This is a genomic window from Propionispira raffinosivorans DSM 20765 (assembly GCF_000381065.1).
GTDB lineage: Bacteria > Bacillota > Negativicutes > Selenomonadales > Selenomonadaceae > Propionispira > Propionispira raffinosivorans.
Map to the genome: position 1 here is coordinate 1 of NZ_KB905842.1, position 15,288 is coordinate 15,288.

Sequence of the window (15,288 nt, forward strand, 5' to 3'; positions counted from 1 at the left end):
TCTGGTAGGCTGTGATATCCAGCATAACCATCGGTATGCAAATATCCTTCGAACTCTTTTAAAAATTCAAGGGGTCGTTTTGCTTTTCGATCAGGCTGGTACTCAAAGAGGATGATAGGAAGCCCTGCAGTTCTACCGGTTCTATATAGCCACATATAGCTTTTGCTTTGCGCCGATTTACCCGGTTCTTTCAGTACTTGCAACACCGTTTCATCGGCGTGAAGCACAGGCTGTACGCAAAGTATCTCTCGTAAGGTATTGTAAATTGGCTCTAGCCAATCTTCTGCACAACGAATAAACCAATTGGACATAGTTTGCCGTGAAAGGCGTATGCCCATACGGTTAAAGTCCTGCTCTTGACGATACAGTGGCAGGCCGTTTGCAAATTTCTGTGTCATAATATGTGCAACAGCCTCAGGCGAGGCAAAACTTTTTTTTATTATAGGTTTACCCATTGGTGCCTTAATGATCGGCACATTATCCCCATTACGCTCGCAATCACGGCAGGCATAAACATAATCGATATGCTCTACAATAATCGCCTTCGCCGGAATAATCTTAAGCTCACGACGGATCTCTTTGCCCATGATGTGCATTTCCGTCCCGCATTCCGGACACTCCTGTTCATCTGCTGGTAAAAAATGTTCGATAATCTCTACAGGTAAGTCGTCAGGCAGTTTATCGTTGCTTTCCCGCATCTTTTTACGATGATAATTCTGTACTTCACTCAATTCAGGTTCGGCTATTCTTTGATCTGTAGTTGCCTCTGCTTCATTAAATAAATTTAATGTATCGTATTTACTCTTTTCACTGGAAGAACCGAACTGCTTCTGTTTTGAAAGACGCATCTGTTCCATCAACCATTGTACTTGTTGGGCCAGTTCCTTGTTTTGCGCCTTTAAAGCTTCATATTCATCACGCGGAATAGAAATCATTTCTTTAGTTGTTGTTGTTGTATTTGACTCCATAATATTTTCCATAAAATAGATTATACTCTATTTTTCAGGACGAGGACACTTTATTTTGCTAAATAATTTGAATTTCATTAACTTTTTTATGTGCTTTCGGTTGATCTATACTTAGACCTTCCATTAACCATCTAAGTTGTTGTTGCGTAATGTTCCTAACGTCATCTTCACTTTTTGGCCATTGGAAACTTCCTTTTTCTAGACGTTTATACAAAAGTACAAAGCCGTCGCCTTCCCAAAAGAGGGCTTTAATTCGGTCTCTTCGCCGTCCACAAAAAAGAAACAGTGTATTAGAAAATGGATTTAGGTGAAAGCTTTGTTGTACGCAAGCCGCAAGACCGTCGATAGATTTTCGCATATCTGTATGACCACAGGCCACATAGATATGCTCTGCACGCGAAATATCGCCGATCATAATTGTCTAAGCGCGGCAAATACAGTTTCTACGGTTGCAGCATCAGCACCAGAATACACATTGACCTGCATAGTATCCCGATGAATACTAACGGCTATATTGCCAGCATTATTTTTAGGTAGGTTGATTTCAGCGAATACGGGGGTTTCGTCACACGGGAACGTAGTATGTATTGATTTTTGAACGTTTTCCAATTCTCGACATGTTTGAAGATATACTTTTCGCTGCCAATAATAGTATCTTTTAATGTCGATGTCATTGTCAGCACACCATTTTTTTATGGTTTTGCCACTGCTGCGGCAAGTTTTTACAATATCGGTCCATTTTTGCAACCGAACTTCATGTGTCACGATTTGTACATCCATGATTAGACTCCCTTCGAGTTTTTTAGCCTCTAAAAGAATCTAAAAAGCTCTAATTTAGATATCCTGAATGTATTTTCTCATGATGCACACTGATTGTACAGGTGATGGTTTAGTTGACGCTTACTTTATAAGGTAGAGTTTGGTATTCTTTATTCTGAAAGAAAGAATTTTGTGGAGGTTGCCAAAATAATGGATTTGATTGTTTTAATTATATGAAGGCAGAAAATACATGAAGTATCAAAAGTGGATTTGATTAAGAAAAAAAGGTTGGTATATATGGAAACAATAAAGAACGAACGTTTGCAGGAATCATATATTGGGCAGAAGATGGCAGAAAATTTAGCGATTGATTATGATGAAAATCAACTTTTGGTAAAGAAGTTTTTTGCGAGTGGAAATCATCAAAGAAAGGAGGTTCTGCCAGATGTCAACTGAAAAAGTTTTTGAAAGCCGGGATGTCATAAATAAGATTATTGTTGATAATTTGCGAGAATATGGCGATATTGAACCACCGGCGCTATACGGCAGACATTATAATAATGGGACGCGAACGAAATATCAGTTTAGTGCGGCAAACTATTTGCGTATTGCTGCAGCACAACGTGAATATAGGTATCAGGATCTTCGATGGCTAAGTGAACAGGAAATTACAGATAAAAACTTTACTATAAAAGATAATGTAAAGCCTGTCGAAATTGAATATTGGGAAGGTATTGATGATGGGCAAAATTATGAAGGAAATCTTCGGAAGTTCTATAATGCAGCAGATATTGTGGAAATGGATGGAACGGAAAAAATTGTTCATGGAAATGAAGAGGCAGATGTGGAATATGCCTTGGATCTTTTGCATGCAAATGGAATAGATATGGATGGAAACGGCAATTCGAATGATCAGTTTTTTTCAACTGTCAAAGAGTATGCGTCAAAAAATGGTGCTGATGAATTTGCTGCGTCGTTAACATCTCAATTGTTTTTGAAAACAAGTTATCTTAGTTATGATTACGTACAACATCCACTTTATACAGAAGAGAAAATTAACAAGCTTGCAGAAAATCCGAAGATTTTATTTCATGCGATGAAAAAAGCGCAGGAATTAGTCAGAACTATGCAGATGGAGGAAGGTAAAGAACTAAAAAGCATGGCAGATAAAATTCGGAAGGAGTGGAATCAACCGTTTAGAGATTTATCGGTTGACTTCTTTTGGAGTGAACGTTGTCTAAAAGATTTGCAGGGTAAAGAGTATCAAGAAGGGCAACATCTTCAAGGGGAAACAGCCTATCAATTTTTGGTACAGCTCAATGCAGCGGATAAAGAGCAGTTCGATAACAAGTTGCAGGGATTTGGCAACTATGATAAAACGAAATTTGCTGTTCGGTATGGAACATATGATCATGGTGAGATGCGTATAGATCTTGGCGATTTAGAATTGTGTAACAAAACTTCAATAACGAATGCCCTGTTGGTGCGTTTCAATGAATATCGAAATTATTTAATGACGGATACGCAGGCGATGGATGCCCATATCGGTTTTCAAAAATCTAAGGGCATGGAAATTAGTAGAGAAAAAGTTCTTGCAGCGTGCGAACGGGAAAATGCACTTTGTGAGCGGGTGATGCAGCGGTTTGCCGAGGAAGAAAAGATATATTTGAGAAAACACCCAGAATTGAAGAAGATCAATGAACGGACAGCCGATGTTTTTTTGTATTATTGTACAGAAAATAATTTTAGTAAAGTGCCAAATGATATAGTATTGGAAGTTCATAAGGCTGATGAATATGATGACCTTGTCTTTGCTCATTGCGATTCTGTGCAGGCGGCAACTCCCGTAATAAGAAAATTTAATAAACCAGAGCAAAATGCTATTGTTTTTGAATCTGCAGTGCCAAATGATACGATAAAAGGGGAATTTCTTGTAAAAGTAGCATTTACTAAAGAGCACCAAGTAGCTATGAAGAATTTAGAGAAATTAACGATAAAATTTAAAAACTACGGTATGGTTATGGAGCCTCTTGAAACGCCTGTTGTTGAGGAATTTAAGGGAGCGCAGGCTATACAGCATTTTATTTATGAAAAAAACGATGAGGCTGATGCTGTGCGTAGTATGAATTATGAACAAAAGATCATACGCCAACCTCGTAAACAAATGATTTTTTCTTATGGCGATAAAGAATTTTATAAATTGAAGTACGAAATTGGTAGTGGAGTGCTCAATCAAAATATTCCCTCGGGATTGCCTTTATATAATGAAGAAAAAGATATAATAAATAAAGAATTGCAGCAGGCCGTTTATACGCAAATGAAATATCAAGGGATTTGTCAGGGAAATGGTATTCGTGATTTGAATCAAAGAAATACAGTAAAGCTGCCAGAAATTGAAGTTGTACGAGCTAAGGTAATGGAAAATAAGCCGGATGTAAGGGATAACAATAGTAAGCAATTTGCGTATTATGCTGAATTGGCTACTTTGGATTTTAAGACGGATACACCGGTTAAGGTTATGGAAGCTGTTCTGCAGGAAATGCAGCAGGATGACCTGAGTCGGCAAAAAATAAGTAATATTGTTAAGACGAGTAAAAACTTCGATTTATCGCTGTTGGAGAATAAAGAAAACGTGCCAATACCGAAAAAACGGAATTTGCAGGTGAAAATGAGAAAGCCGGATAGGCAGGAGCGTGGGATGAGTAGATAGGGATTCAGTGGGAGGCAGATGGTCCGTATGGAAGATGAAATAAAACGTGCAAAAGAATTAGAACGGTATGCAATACTTATCAGTATGCTAAATTTTCTCTATGATAAAGAATGTATGAGTAAAGATGAGCGAATTACCGAAATCGAGTACAATGAGATTCGTAAAAAAATGAAGAATGATTATCATATAATATCTGATGTATATCCTTGAAATTCAACAAAAAATAACATATAATAATAATCATAGTATTTCGTAGATATATTAATGAAGCGCATGTTATGCCAGATGTTAAAATCATAAAAGGAAAGCGTGTATACAACGCGAGTGAAAACAGTGCTTTTCAAGAAATAATTAGAGTTGCTGCTTACTGTAGAGTTACTACGGATGATGAAGAACCGTTAGATAGCTACAACTCTCAGGTGAGACATTATACAGATTTGATTAAAGCGAAGTCGGAATGGGATATTGTTGAGGTTTATGAACCTATTGGGTTTAGGCGATAGAAAAATCAGGGATAGTAAAACTTTTTATGAAGGTAGGCTGAGGTAATGGACAGAGATAATATCAAGCAGCGATGTACAACCTATATTGATGAATGGGAAACAAATCCTGATTATGCATTGATGTTGATAGGAAATTGGGGATGTGGCAAGACATTTTTGAGTAAGGAGATTATAAGGGAACGAAACGCGGCTGCCGAGATAAACCTTGCTTGGTATGTCAGTGCTTTTGGCATTAAGACAGCAGATGATCTAAATGATAAGCTTTTTGAGGCGGCTCATCCTTTGTTGGGAGACTCAAAGAATAAAAAATGGTTGTCTGTGGGGTATGGTATCCTAAAAAGTGCCGCTAAGTATAAGTTTAACGTCGATGTCAACAATGTTATTGATCCTATCAGTAAGATGCTTACTGATAAAGATGAAAACCCAAAGGGTTGTCAAGTTTTGTTTGTTGATGATATTGAGCGTACAGATATGGATATTAAAGAATTATTTGGTTATTTTTTCCCTATTATAGAAGGTGGAACAAGAGTTATCTTCATTGCGAATGAGAAAGAAATTAAAGATGTTGTTTATGATCAGATGAAAGAAAAAATGATTGGTGAGACTTATAGCGTAGAGCCGGAATATGAGAAGAGCATCGAAGTGTTTTGGAATGAGGAACGATTTAGAGAGCTAATTGACACGGGAGCAAGCAAGCAATATTTTACTCAGATTGTAAAGAAATTGGGCGTGGAAAACTTACGTATTCTTCGGCAGACTATTCACCAATGGAAGTTGTTTTTTTATCAGTTACCGGCAATATATGAGCAGGACAAGGAATACCTCCGGGAAATTTTCGAAGCATATGTTGTTCTCATGGTTAGTTGCAAGCTCGGTATCATTAAAACGAGAAAAAATCCTATTTTTGAAAATAACGGAGAAGATTCCAATGGAAAAGCGGCAGGAAATAATACGTTAAGAAAAAAAGAGGTGATAGATGATAACATTGTTAAGCAGTTTCAAGTAGTTTGGGATCAGTACAAGAGAGATAAAAAACCATTGCAGGAAACTATAAATCAGGTAGATAAAGCACAGAGTTTCCTTCAGAATCAGATTGTATATCGTTTACGTTGCGCTGAACTTTGGCCTCAGATTTTACTTGAAGGAAATAATGACAAGGAGTGGCTGATGCAGAATCTTCAAGTGGATTATCAGAACCATAAAGAGCGAGTAGAGCGGCTGAAACTGGCAGACAGAAACATTGAGAAACTGAAAGATTTAGTGTTCCAGAGAAATGATCAATCAGTGTTAAATATTGAGGATTTATTTACTTCCCTTGTGCAGGATTTTGAACAAGGGAAATATACAAGATTTGACGAGATTATGTTGTATATTCAGATATATTGTGCTTTGTTAGCTGAACAGATATTGCCACGGCAATATAGCTTTGATAAATTAGGGGAACAGTTGAAGTCTTTTTTGGAAAAATTCAAAGATAAATTTTCTGGACTACCAGATTTTGAACGCGTATCGGAAGAAAAACTCTTTCAGGTTGGTAACGAAAATGTACAGGACTTGATCCGTAAAATTTTCCAAGCTGCTAGGGAAGTGACTGTGGGACTCGAGGATAAGGTGTTCCATGATAAGAATACGTTTTTGGAGTATATTAACAATGTTGGAAATGGGCTTAATAGTTATCTGAATGTTCCTTTTTTGCAGCAACTGAATATTGATGAGATGTTCGATTGGCTTGGAGATGATATTGTGGCGCATGAACAGCTCTTGCGCTTTCTTGAGTATCGTTACCGGAAGGAGGTCTCTAACTCTACTTTGCAAAGAAATGATTATGATGACTTCGAGTCGGTAAAAAAATTGCATAAGAAATATGTCCAGCGTTGCGAAGAATTAAATCATAAATATCGCTTGGATTTTCGAAATTATCGTTTGTTGGAAGAAAAATATGAAAAGCTTCTTGGTTATATGAAACCTATTATAGATGAAAGTATTAATCCCACAATGTGATGGAGAAAAGCGAGTAAGCAGAAATATTGCAACGGAGTGAACTAAAAAACTCCTGTGAGTTAGCATGATAATGGTATTGCAAGTCAATATTAGAAAATATAGGAGGTTCAAATATATAATAAAATCATAGTGACTCGTAGGCAAGTTAATGGGGTGTATACTATGCCAGATGTTAAAATTATAAAAGGAAAGCGTGGATATAACGCGAGTGAAAACAGTGTTTTTCAAGAAAGAACTAGAGTTGCTGCTTATTGTAGAGTTAGTACGGATGATGAAGAACAGTTAGATAGTTATAACTCTCAGGTGAGATATTATACAGATTTGATTAAATCGAAGCCGGAATGGGATTTTGTTGAGGTTTATGCAGATGAAGCTATAACCGGTACGATGATAGATAAACGTGATAATTTTAAAAAGATGATCAATGATGCAATCAGTGGGAAATTGGATGTTATTCTTACAAAATCTATTTCACGTTTTGCGCGTAATACATTAGATGTTCTGAAATATGTTCGATTGCTAAGAGAACATAGGGTAGCTATTCGCTTTGAAGAAGAGAAAATTGATACTTCAACTATGGATGGAGAGCTGTTATTATCTGTGCTTAGTGCTGTATATCAGCAAGAAGTTGAGAATATATCGGCCAATGTAAAAAAAGGGTTGCGTATGAAAATGCAACGGGGAGAATTAGTTGGTTTCCAAGGGTGTTTAGGATATGATTATTATACTGACACAAAAGAAATCGCAGTTAATGAAGAAGAAGCAAAGATTGTTCGATTTATTTTTAAGCAATATTTGAAGGGCTATGGCTGTACTTCAATAGCTAGGCAATTGGAAGAAAAAGGAATAAAAACAAAGCAAGGTAGTAGTCGATGGACAAATGGGGGAATCATGGGGATTCTCAAAAATGAAAAATATAAGGGTGATCTATTATTAGGGAAAACTTATACCGTGAATCCTATTTCGAAAAAAAGATTGAGGAATTTTGGTGAAGAGGATCGTTTTTTTATTCATCAGCACCATGAACCTATTATTACTGCTATAGAATATGAAAAAGCTCAAGAAATTCGTACAAATCGCAATAGAGGAAAAATTGGTGGAGCATTTTCTCCGGGGGTTCATGTCAGAGTGAGTCAACGATTTACTTTTAGTTGTATGCTAGAATGTGGCTATTGTGGTAAAGTACTTGCTAGGCGTATTTGGCATAGTACTACTCAACATAAAAAAATCATGTGGCATTGTGTTTCTGCAACTAAAAATGGCAAGAAAGTTTGTCCACATAGTAAAGCAATTGCAGAAGAAGCTATAGGAAATGCATTTGTTCAAAGTTTTCAAATGACAATTCAACGAAATAAAGGAACAGTTGATGAACTACTTGATCGTTTGAAAGAAAGCATAGAAAAAAATGCTCAGGTTGATACGACTGGAGAGTTACAAAGAAAAATCAATCGGTTAAATAGTAAAATTAACAAGTTATTAGATTTAAGGCTAGACGGTGGGATTGAGAAAGAAATTTATGAAGAAAAATACAAATCGCTTTCTCGTGAATTAGAAAAGTTAAAAGCTGAAAATGAAAAAGTGGATTTGCAATCGAGTCGACAAAAAGATGTGCAAAAACGATTAGATATATTTCGAAGTGTATTGAAATCAAATGTCGGTATGAAAAAATTTGATCCGGATGTATTTAATAGCATTGTAGAAAAAGTTATCGTTGGTGGATTCGATGAAGATGGCGAATCAGATCCTGATAAATTGATCTTCATTTATAGAACGAATGTAACCGATGAACGAAGTGCTGATGATTTTAAACCACCACGTAGGTCAAGGAGGAAAACGAATAATAATTTAACTGAAAAAAATGGTTCTATAATATCGACGCCTGATACTGGCTATGTAGAAATGGAACCGCTTGCTACTTCTAAAGATTGTCTATCAAGTTCATCCGAGTTAACGGAAACCGCTTCTATTGAGGATGACCGGCACATGTGGAAAGTGTTACCCTGTTAGTCCGCAAATAATAAGGGATTGTTGATGTTGATTAGCTGGAAAATCATCCAGCTGCCAACATATTCCAACGGTAAATTAGTCTAAAATATATAAGCAGCTAATGCAGTACAGAAATGTATGGCATTGGCTGCTTTTTTCGGTTATTCTAACATTTTACAAAGGACTTTTAAAAAAGATAGTGAACGCAGTTGAAATAAAGGTTGAAGTTCTTTACCAAGAAAAACTTGACACATACTAGCGAGTGATATCCATTGATAATTTATCAAGATTTTGTTATAATATAAAAAGAGATAGTTGATGTGGGAAGCGTCGGCTCTCCTCGAATTTAGAATTCTTTGAAGAAGACCGCTCGCAACCGCTAGGCGGTTTTTTTCATGCCGTTATTTACGGGATGAAAGAATGGCTGCGATCAGTATACCGAAACTTATCATTAACGATAAGGCTTCAAAAACTGTCATAAAACCACCCCCTACTTCTAGGAAAAACCGACACCATCAACTATCTTAGACAATATTATAGCACAATGCAGGCAGCTTATGAACAGGCTGCTTTTTTCGGTTATCCTAAGATTTTACACAGACGGTTATGTTATTTAATTTGACAAATGACAAAACTATATATATAATATTTTGTAATTAGTAAAGAGGTGATAGATATGACTATACTGCAAAAATTAGAAGAATTAGGCTCACATCAGGGTGGGATTATTACTACAAAAGATGCAGCGCGCCTAGGAATTTCAAGGGCAATGTTGTCAAATCTATACCTTCATGGTCAATTAGAGAGAATAGCACGTGGCCAGTATATTCTTCCTAACGGTATGGAAGATGAATTGTTGTCTATAGCATTACGATCAAGCAAAATAATATTTTCTCATGAAACGGCGCTCTATTTACATGGCTTATCAGACAGAACACCTTTTGTACATTCTGTAACAGCGCCAAGTAATTGTGTTCCTAATAATAACATTCAGGATATATGTAAAGTATATTATATTAAACCGGATTTATTTGAAATGGGGCGGGTTGTAGAAAAATCTCCTGCTGGAAATTTAATTCCTGTATATGATATCGATCGGACTATTTGTGATGTCGTAAGATCTCGTAATAAACTCGGAACTGAAACATTTCTATTTGCGGTTAAAGCATATGCAAAGTCAAAGAATAAGAATCTCAATACCTTGGGCAATTATGCAAAGCAATTAAGAATTACAAACGTAATTCACAGATATTTGGAGGTCCTGTTGTGATGAACGATACAAGCTTGAAGGCTAAGATAAGAAATATAGCAAGGCAGAAAAAGCTGCCAGCACAGGTTGTGTTGCAGAATTATTTATTTGAACGATTTATGTTTCGGTTATCAAAAATAGAATATAAAGATAAATTCGTAGTAAAAGGCGGTACTCTTATCTCTTCTGTTTTGGGATTATCTAATCGTGCAACAATGGATTTGGATACTACATTAAAGAATTTGCCATTAACTAAAGAGAACATTAAAGAGGCAGTAATCAATATTTGTAGTATTCGTATAAATGATGGTATCGATTTCGAGTTTAAGGGAATAGAACCAATTCGGGATGATGATGTCTATGGAGGCTTCTGTGTTTCTTTTGTAGCTAATTTGGGGAAAATAAAAGCTCCGTTAAGCATGGATGTTTCAACTGGTGATATTATGACGCCAGATGCTGAACTTAGACGATTTTCTATGATGTTTGAAGATGATGGATTTTTCCTATGGAGTTATAATATAGAAACTATATTGGGTGAAAAAATTGAAACGATTTTAAGTAGAGGGATTTTTTCGACGCGTCCTCGTGACTTTTATGATGTTTATGCTATTGTGGCAGCCCTTCCTTATGACAAGAAGATATTAAAAACAGCATTAATTGCAACAGCTGGTCACCGTGGATCTTTGGATAAAATAAAGAATACGGAAGCAATTTTAAAAGATATTTCTGAAAGTCTAGAGTTGAAACGATTATGGAAGAACTATCAAAGTCAGTTTCCCTATGCTTCAACCATCAATTACGATGATGTAATTGAGTTGTTAAGAAAAATAGTTCCGTCGGTTTTAGTGTGAAATGGACACTGAGGGAGGTTTCTTTTCTGACATCTATAGTAATCCAAGAGTTTAGTACATCACCCAGAATCTAAAAAACCCCAACAAAAAAACATGATTTTCGTAATAAAAAAATCATGTTTCATCCTATTTTTACTTGCAATCGTTACGAAGTGTAATATAATTAGAGATAGGTGGAAATTAAAAAAGTCGCCGTGTCCTGAGAGTGTCTCACCACTCACAGGCACGAGCAGGTGAACCAGCACCTACACGTAACAGCTAGCTGTCTACGACGACAATTTATTATACCGTGATTTTCCTTGAGTGACAAGGGAGATGGTTTGTTCGGTATGATGTGATTGTAGTTTTGACAGAGGCTTGCGTCTGCATGCAATTAAGATATAGCAAAGCGCATGTGTAGGTTGAATAAACCCGCGTATGCGCTTTTTTGATTTCCCCTGAAACAAACTGTAGGGTGGGTTCCTTTATTGGATTACAATAGAGAAACCCCTTGCAGAATGAGGATGGGGGATATAAATGATGATGAAAAATGTATTTGATTCGTTGGCTGCCACGAAGGAACAGGAAATTTTGGTTGGCTTAGATTTAAGAAAATATTCTAGTGAATATTTTCATGCCAGCGAAAAAATCCTTACGTATCAGGACAAAATCAAAAATGTTTTGCCCTTGGATTTGCAGGAAACATTGGAACAACTTGATGATGAATATAATTGTATGATGCTGAGCGGAATGGACGTATATTATCGACAAGGTTTTTCCGATGCAGTCCGGTTAATTATGGAGACAATGAGCTGGTCACCAAGACGAAGTTAGAAGGAACGGCGCACCCTAGTGATTTGAAAAAATCGCTGGGGTGTTTCTTTTTGCTTATTTGCTAACCTCTTTGTTTTGGTTAAATTGGGAAACTGCATACAATTACAGGTGATGAGCAAGGGTGTATTCTGTATTTAACATAAATTATTGACTTTTAACTTTTTAAAATGTTATTGCTCTCCGGTTTTGTCTATGCCTTACTCATGATTCTTGCCGAAATCTGCTTGCTGGTTTCGCCACATAAATGATTAAAATTTGGTACCGATTAAAGTACCAAATTTTAATCATTTATGGAAGCTTACTTTCGATAACGAGATGAACCATATGATCGTCAATGAGCTTTTTATTGTGCTACGCGGCACTCAAAGCATGCATGCAAACCTTGTTGATTGCCCTGGCTGCTCCGGTTGAATAGGTATAAATTTCATCCATTGCTTTATCGGTGAAAATGTCGATTGCCCCTTTTGCATAAACCAAATTTCTTCCAATATTATAGAGTCATTTTATTCTGGCGGTTTAGTTATATCGGAAATAGGCTTGTCTAGTTTTTTTGTGATAAGTATTTTTCAAGCATATCAAGATTGAATAAAAAAGGTTTGATCATTTATGAGGGGGAAAAGAAAAAATTTTCCATCGTCAATGAAGTGAATTTCTCTTATTTAGTTACCATTGAGGCAACTAAATAAGAGGTGGTGGTTTTAAACCGCCATAAATAATTTAGGTTTAATATTCTTCCAGAAGCTTTTCTGCGCAAATAGAATCTATAACTAGTACGTTAATATATTCTCCTTTTAAAGCTGCGACTAGTGGCTTTAATTTTTTTTCTGAAGTTATACATGTCATTACAAATCTCTTTTTCTTAAGTTCTTCTAGTTTCACACCCATAGTTCTTCGATCTAAATTTTCATCGCATACATCGCCATTTGTGTTGATGTAATGACAACATATTCTGCCAGCAACTTGTTTATTCATAAGTTGTTCAAGCTTTTTATTATCAATATAACCACCTTTCAGAAGACAATCATTTTCATCTATTGCAGCTATATTAACAATTGCTTTATTGCAATTTTGAGCTTTATCAAAAACCTTCCGAATTCGATTATCATGCAACATTGTGTCTAATATAATTTCATTATCCACCATTGCTGGGCATGGAAACGTATATGCATTTTCAGCATGTAATTTCTGACTTAATATACCGAGAATTTCATCTGCACGGCTGGCTCTATTCACATTATCTAAATTTCCAGAAAGTTGTACCAGTTCTATATTAGGTAAAGTTAGAGTTGGGAAAGCTCGAGCAATTGTGTAAATCGTGTAGCCCCAAGAGACACCAACTATATCTCCTGCTTCCAAAAGATTGACCATAAATTTAGCAGCTTCTTGTGCAGTTATTTGTTGTGCCAAAGATTTATCATCATTAGGAATAGATACAACCCTTACGGCTTTTAAATGATATTTTTGCAAAAGTTGTTCTTGCAACTCTTCTTCGATATCAACCTCATCTGCTATAAAAATTTTTACAATACCAGTTTTTCGAGATTCGGTTAAAAGTCTAGAGACTTTTGGCCGTGATAAACCATAACGGGTTGCAATTTGAGATTGTGTAAAATTGTCTTTGTAATAAAGTTTTGCGATCGTACGTAAAACTTCTATTTCATCGTGTTTTTGTTTTTGCATAATACCTCATCATTTTTTCATTTTTGAAATTAATACAATAATTATATTATATATAAATTTTGAAGGTATAGCAATATAATAAAAGTCTGTATTTAATTAGAAAATTAATAAGAAAAATTAATTTGACATTATTGTTTTTTTATTTATAATAAAATATGAGAACAAAATATTAAAAATGAACATATGTTCAATTTTGATTATGAGGAGGGATTATTGTGAATATAAAAGATAATCTATTAAAGATTTGTTGTGCTAATGCTTGTTTTACCATTGATTTTCATTGTATTCAGTGTGATTTCGAGAAGTATATCGACTCAATAAAAGATTTAGTTGCGTATTCATTTGAAGAAATGGATGCATTGGAAAATGGTGCAATAGCAAATCCAGATGAACAACGGATGGTAGGGCATTATTGGTTAAGAGATACATCAGTTGCACCAACTGAATGGATAACTTGGCAAATAGATTCTTCCCTATTACAAATTACAGATTTTACTGAAAAGATACATACAGGAGAAATTCTTTCTTCAAGTGGGACAAAGTTTAGAAACTTGATTGTAGCTGGCATTGGTGGCTCACAATTAGGTTTCCAATTTATTGCGGATGCTATGAAAAATATGGAATATAAAATGACCCCATATACAATTGATAATAATGACCCCGATGGAATAGAATTGATTCTGCGCAAAATAAATGACCAATTATCGGAAACACTAGTGATTTTTATTTCAAAATCAGGTAGTACCATAGAAATCAGGAATATGATTTTAGAACTACAAGTTGCATTTAACGCGAAAAAAATACCTTTTGAAAAGCATTTTATTGCTGTAACTATGCAAGGTTCACCGATGGAAAAAGTAGCACGTGAAGAAAATTGGCTTAATGTTTTTCCTATATGGGATTGGGTTGGTGGAAGAGTATCTGTTTTTTCCTCAGTCGGCTTACTTCCATTAGCATTATTAGGTATTAGCATAAATGATTTGTTATTTGGTGCAAGAGAAATGGATAAAATAACGCGTAATAAAACAGTGATTAACAATCCCGCAATGTTATTATCTGTTGCATGGAAATATTTTAAAGAAGAAAGAAAAATTACAACTATGGTAACATTGCCATATAAAGATCGATTAAGTTTTTTTAGTAGATATTTACAACAGTTGGTAATGGAATCTTTAGGAAAAAACAAAACTCGACAAGGTGAAAAAACATGTACAGGGCTTACTGTTTATGGAAATAAAGGTTCCACTGACCAGCATGCTTATGTACAACAATTAAGGGAAGGTATCTGTGACTTTTTTACATTGTTTCTTCTTGTAAAGAAAGACCGAGATAATATTGCGCCAATTGTAAATCATTCTACGATAACAACAGGAGATTATTTGTGGGCTTTTTGTTTGGGAACACAAAAAGCTCTTTTTGAAAAAAATCGCGAATCTATATTACTGACTATGGATAAAATATCTCCTACTGTGATCGGTGCATTAATTGCTCTTTTTGAACGTGCTGTAGGATTTTATGCTTATATGCTAAATGTTAATGCATATAATCAACCGGGTGTTGAAGCTGGTAAGATTTGTGCAGAAGATATAATTTCCCTTCAAGAGAAAATAAACATTTTTTTAAGCCAAAAAAAATATATTGAACTTACTGTAGAAGAAATTGCTCAAAGTATTGGTTCAGATGATTTGCGACTAGTTTCTTATCTCGTGGAACATTATCGTGCTAATCATTAAATTCGCAGAAAAAAATTGATTACTAAAAAATGTAT

At 35.4% G+C, this 15,288-nt stretch carries 16 protein-coding genes; 10 read left to right on the forward strand and 6 right to left on the reverse strand.

Annotated features, from left to right (window positions below; genetic code table 11):
- The 3 genes from tnpC to tnpA all read right to left on the reverse strand — a co-directional run.
- The coding region (tnpC, locus tag F606_RS0103950; RefSeq protein WP_019552574.1) for an IS66 family transposase at positions 1-980 on the reverse strand (980 nt) is incomplete at its 3' end.
- Between the two features lie 46 nt (positions 981-1,026).
- Positions 1,027-1,383 (reverse strand): IS66 family insertion sequence element accessory protein TnpB, encoded by a 357-nt coding sequence (tnpB, locus tag F606_RS0103955; protein WP_026329237.1) that lies wholly within the window; start codon positions 1,381-1,383, stop codon positions 1,027-1,029.
- Entirely contained in the window at positions 1,380-1,748 is a 369-nt protein-coding gene (tnpA, locus tag F606_RS20520) for an IS66 family insertion sequence element accessory protein TnpA (protein WP_019552576.1), read from the reverse strand. Before tnpA ends, tnpB begins: the two co-directional genes overlap by 4 nt.
- Before the next feature lie 276 nt (positions 1,749-2,024).
- On the opposite strand from tnpA, the gene F606_RS20525 reads away from it, so the two are divergent.
- The 6 genes from F606_RS20525 (at position 2,025) to F606_RS0103990 (ending at position 8,948) form a co-directional block, all read left to right on the forward strand.
- Positions 2,025-2,183: a hypothetical protein gene (locus tag F606_RS20525; RefSeq protein WP_154651094.1), complete on the forward strand. Its 159-nt coding sequence runs from the start codon at positions 2,025-2,027 to the stop codon at positions 2,181-2,183.
- Positions 2,173-4,437 carry a hypothetical protein gene (locus tag F606_RS0103970; RefSeq protein WP_019552578.1) on the forward strand — a complete coding sequence of 755 codons (2,265 nt, stop codon included), beginning with the start codon at positions 2,173-2,175 and terminating at the stop codon, positions 4,435-4,437. The genes F606_RS20525 and F606_RS0103970 overlap by 11 nt, the downstream gene beginning before the upstream one ends.
- 27 nt (positions 4,438-4,464) lie before the next feature.
- Positions 4,465-4,647 (forward strand): hypothetical protein, encoded by a 183-nt coding sequence (locus tag F606_RS0103975; RefSeq protein ID WP_019552579.1) that lies wholly within the window; start codon positions 4,465-4,467, stop codon positions 4,645-4,647.
- Positions 4,648-4,715: 68 nt separating this feature from the next.
- The gene (locus F606_RS0103980) at positions 4,716-4,940 is read left to right on the forward strand and encodes a recombinase family protein (protein ID WP_019552580.1); all 225 of its coding nucleotides are present in this window, start codon (positions 4,716-4,718) and stop codon (positions 4,938-4,940) included.
- Between the two features lie 45 nt (positions 4,941-4,985).
- A complete protein-coding gene (locus tag F606_RS0103985; protein ID WP_019552581.1) occupies positions 4,986-6,941 on the forward strand; it encodes a P-loop NTPase fold protein in 1,956 nt (651 codons plus the stop codon).
- Between the two features lie 162 nt (positions 6,942-7,103).
- On the forward strand, positions 7,104-8,948 hold the full coding sequence (locus F606_RS0103990) for a recombinase family protein (RefSeq protein ID WP_019552582.1): 1,845 nt from the start codon (positions 7,104-7,106) through the stop codon (positions 8,946-8,948).
- A gap of 380 nt (positions 8,949-9,328) precedes the next feature.
- Here F606_RS0103990 and F606_RS23935 read toward each other — a convergent pair whose 3' ends face one another.
- Complete coding sequence (locus tag F606_RS23935) at positions 9,329-9,406, reverse strand: putative holin-like toxin (protein ID WP_407635971.1); 78 nt, start codon at positions 9,404-9,406, stop codon at positions 9,329-9,331.
- Positions 9,407-9,603: 197 nt separating this feature from the next.
- Between F606_RS23935 and F606_RS0103995 the strand changes: the two genes are divergently transcribed.
- The 3 genes from F606_RS0103995 (at position 9,604) to F606_RS0104005 (ending at position 11,840) form a co-directional block, all read left to right on the forward strand.
- On the forward strand, positions 9,604-10,197 hold the full coding sequence (locus F606_RS0103995) for a type IV toxin-antitoxin system AbiEi family antitoxin domain-containing protein (RefSeq protein WP_019552583.1): 594 nt from the start codon (positions 9,604-9,606) through the stop codon (positions 10,195-10,197).
- The gene (locus F606_RS0104000) at positions 10,197-11,027 is read left to right on the forward strand and encodes a nucleotidyl transferase AbiEii/AbiGii toxin family protein (protein ID WP_019552584.1); all 831 of its coding nucleotides are present in this window, start codon (positions 10,197-10,199) and stop codon (positions 11,025-11,027) included. Before F606_RS0103995 ends, F606_RS0104000 begins: the two co-directional genes overlap by 1 nt.
- 516 nt (positions 11,028-11,543) lie before the next feature.
- Complete coding sequence (locus tag F606_RS0104005) at positions 11,544-11,840, forward strand: hypothetical protein (RefSeq protein ID WP_019552585.1); 297 nt, start codon at positions 11,544-11,546, stop codon at positions 11,838-11,840.
- 351 nt (positions 11,841-12,191) lie between these two features.
- Here the strand turns inward: F606_RS0104005 and F606_RS23795 are convergent, their stop codons facing one another.
- Positions 12,192-12,317, reverse strand: coding sequence for a hypothetical protein (locus F606_RS23795; protein ID WP_019552586.1), 126 nt, complete (start codon positions 12,315-12,317; stop codon positions 12,192-12,194).
- Between the two features lie 246 nt (positions 12,318-12,563).
- Positions 12,564-13,520, reverse strand: coding sequence for a sugar-binding transcriptional regulator (locus F606_RS0104015; protein ID WP_019552587.1), 957 nt, complete (start codon positions 13,518-13,520; stop codon positions 12,564-12,566).
- Positions 13,521-13,735: 215 nt separating this feature from the next.
- On the opposite strand from F606_RS0104015, the gene F606_RS20530 reads away from it, so the two are divergent.
- Positions 13,736-15,253 (forward strand): phosphoglucose isomerase-related protein, encoded by a 1,518-nt coding sequence (locus F606_RS20530; protein ID WP_019552588.1) that lies wholly within the window; start codon positions 13,736-13,738, stop codon positions 15,251-15,253.
- Positions 15,254-15,288 lie beyond the last annotated feature (35 nt).

Bases quoted from the DNA above. Each gene is read 5' to 3' on its own strand.
- F606_RS0103995 (WP_019552583.1), top strand. From the start codon at position 9,604: ATGACTATACTGCAAAAATTAGAAGAATTAGGCTCACATCAGGGTGGG.
- tnpB (WP_026329237.1), bottom strand. From the start codon at position 1,383: ATGATCGGCGATATTTCGCGTGCAGAGCATATCTATGTGGCCTGTGGT.
- tnpA (WP_019552576.1), bottom strand. From the start codon at position 1,748: ATGGATGTACAAATCGTGACACATGAAGTTCGGTTGCAAAAATGGACC.
- F606_RS23935 (WP_407635971.1), bottom strand. From the start codon at position 9,406: ATGACAGTTTTTGAAGCCTTATCGTTAATGATAAGTTTCGGTATACTG.
- F606_RS0103990 (WP_019552582.1), top strand. From the start codon at position 7,104: ATGCCAGATGTTAAAATTATAAAAGGAAAGCGTGGATATAACGCGAGT.
- F606_RS0104015 (WP_019552587.1), bottom strand. From the start codon at position 13,520: ATGCAAAAACAAAAACACGATGAAATAGAAGTTTTACGTACGATCGCA.
- F606_RS0103975 (WP_019552579.1), top strand. From the start codon at position 4,465: ATGGAAGATGAAATAAAACGTGCAAAAGAATTAGAACGGTATGCAATA.
- F606_RS0104005 (WP_019552585.1), top strand. From the start codon at position 11,544: ATGATGATGAAAAATGTATTTGATTCGTTGGCTGCCACGAAGGAACAG.
- F606_RS0103980 (WP_019552580.1), top strand. From the start codon at position 4,716: ATGCCAGATGTTAAAATCATAAAAGGAAAGCGTGTATACAACGCGAGT.
- F606_RS0103970 (WP_019552578.1), top strand. From the start codon at position 2,173: ATGTCAACTGAAAAAGTTTTTGAAAGCCGGGATGTCATAAATAAGATT.
- F606_RS20525 (WP_154651094.1), top strand. From the start codon at position 2,025: ATGGAAACAATAAAGAACGAACGTTTGCAGGAATCATATATTGGGCAG.
- F606_RS0104000 (WP_019552584.1), top strand. From the start codon at position 10,197: ATGAACGATACAAGCTTGAAGGCTAAGATAAGAAATATAGCAAGGCAG.
- F606_RS0103985 (WP_019552581.1), top strand. From the start codon at position 4,986: ATGGACAGAGATAATATCAAGCAGCGATGTACAACCTATATTGATGAA.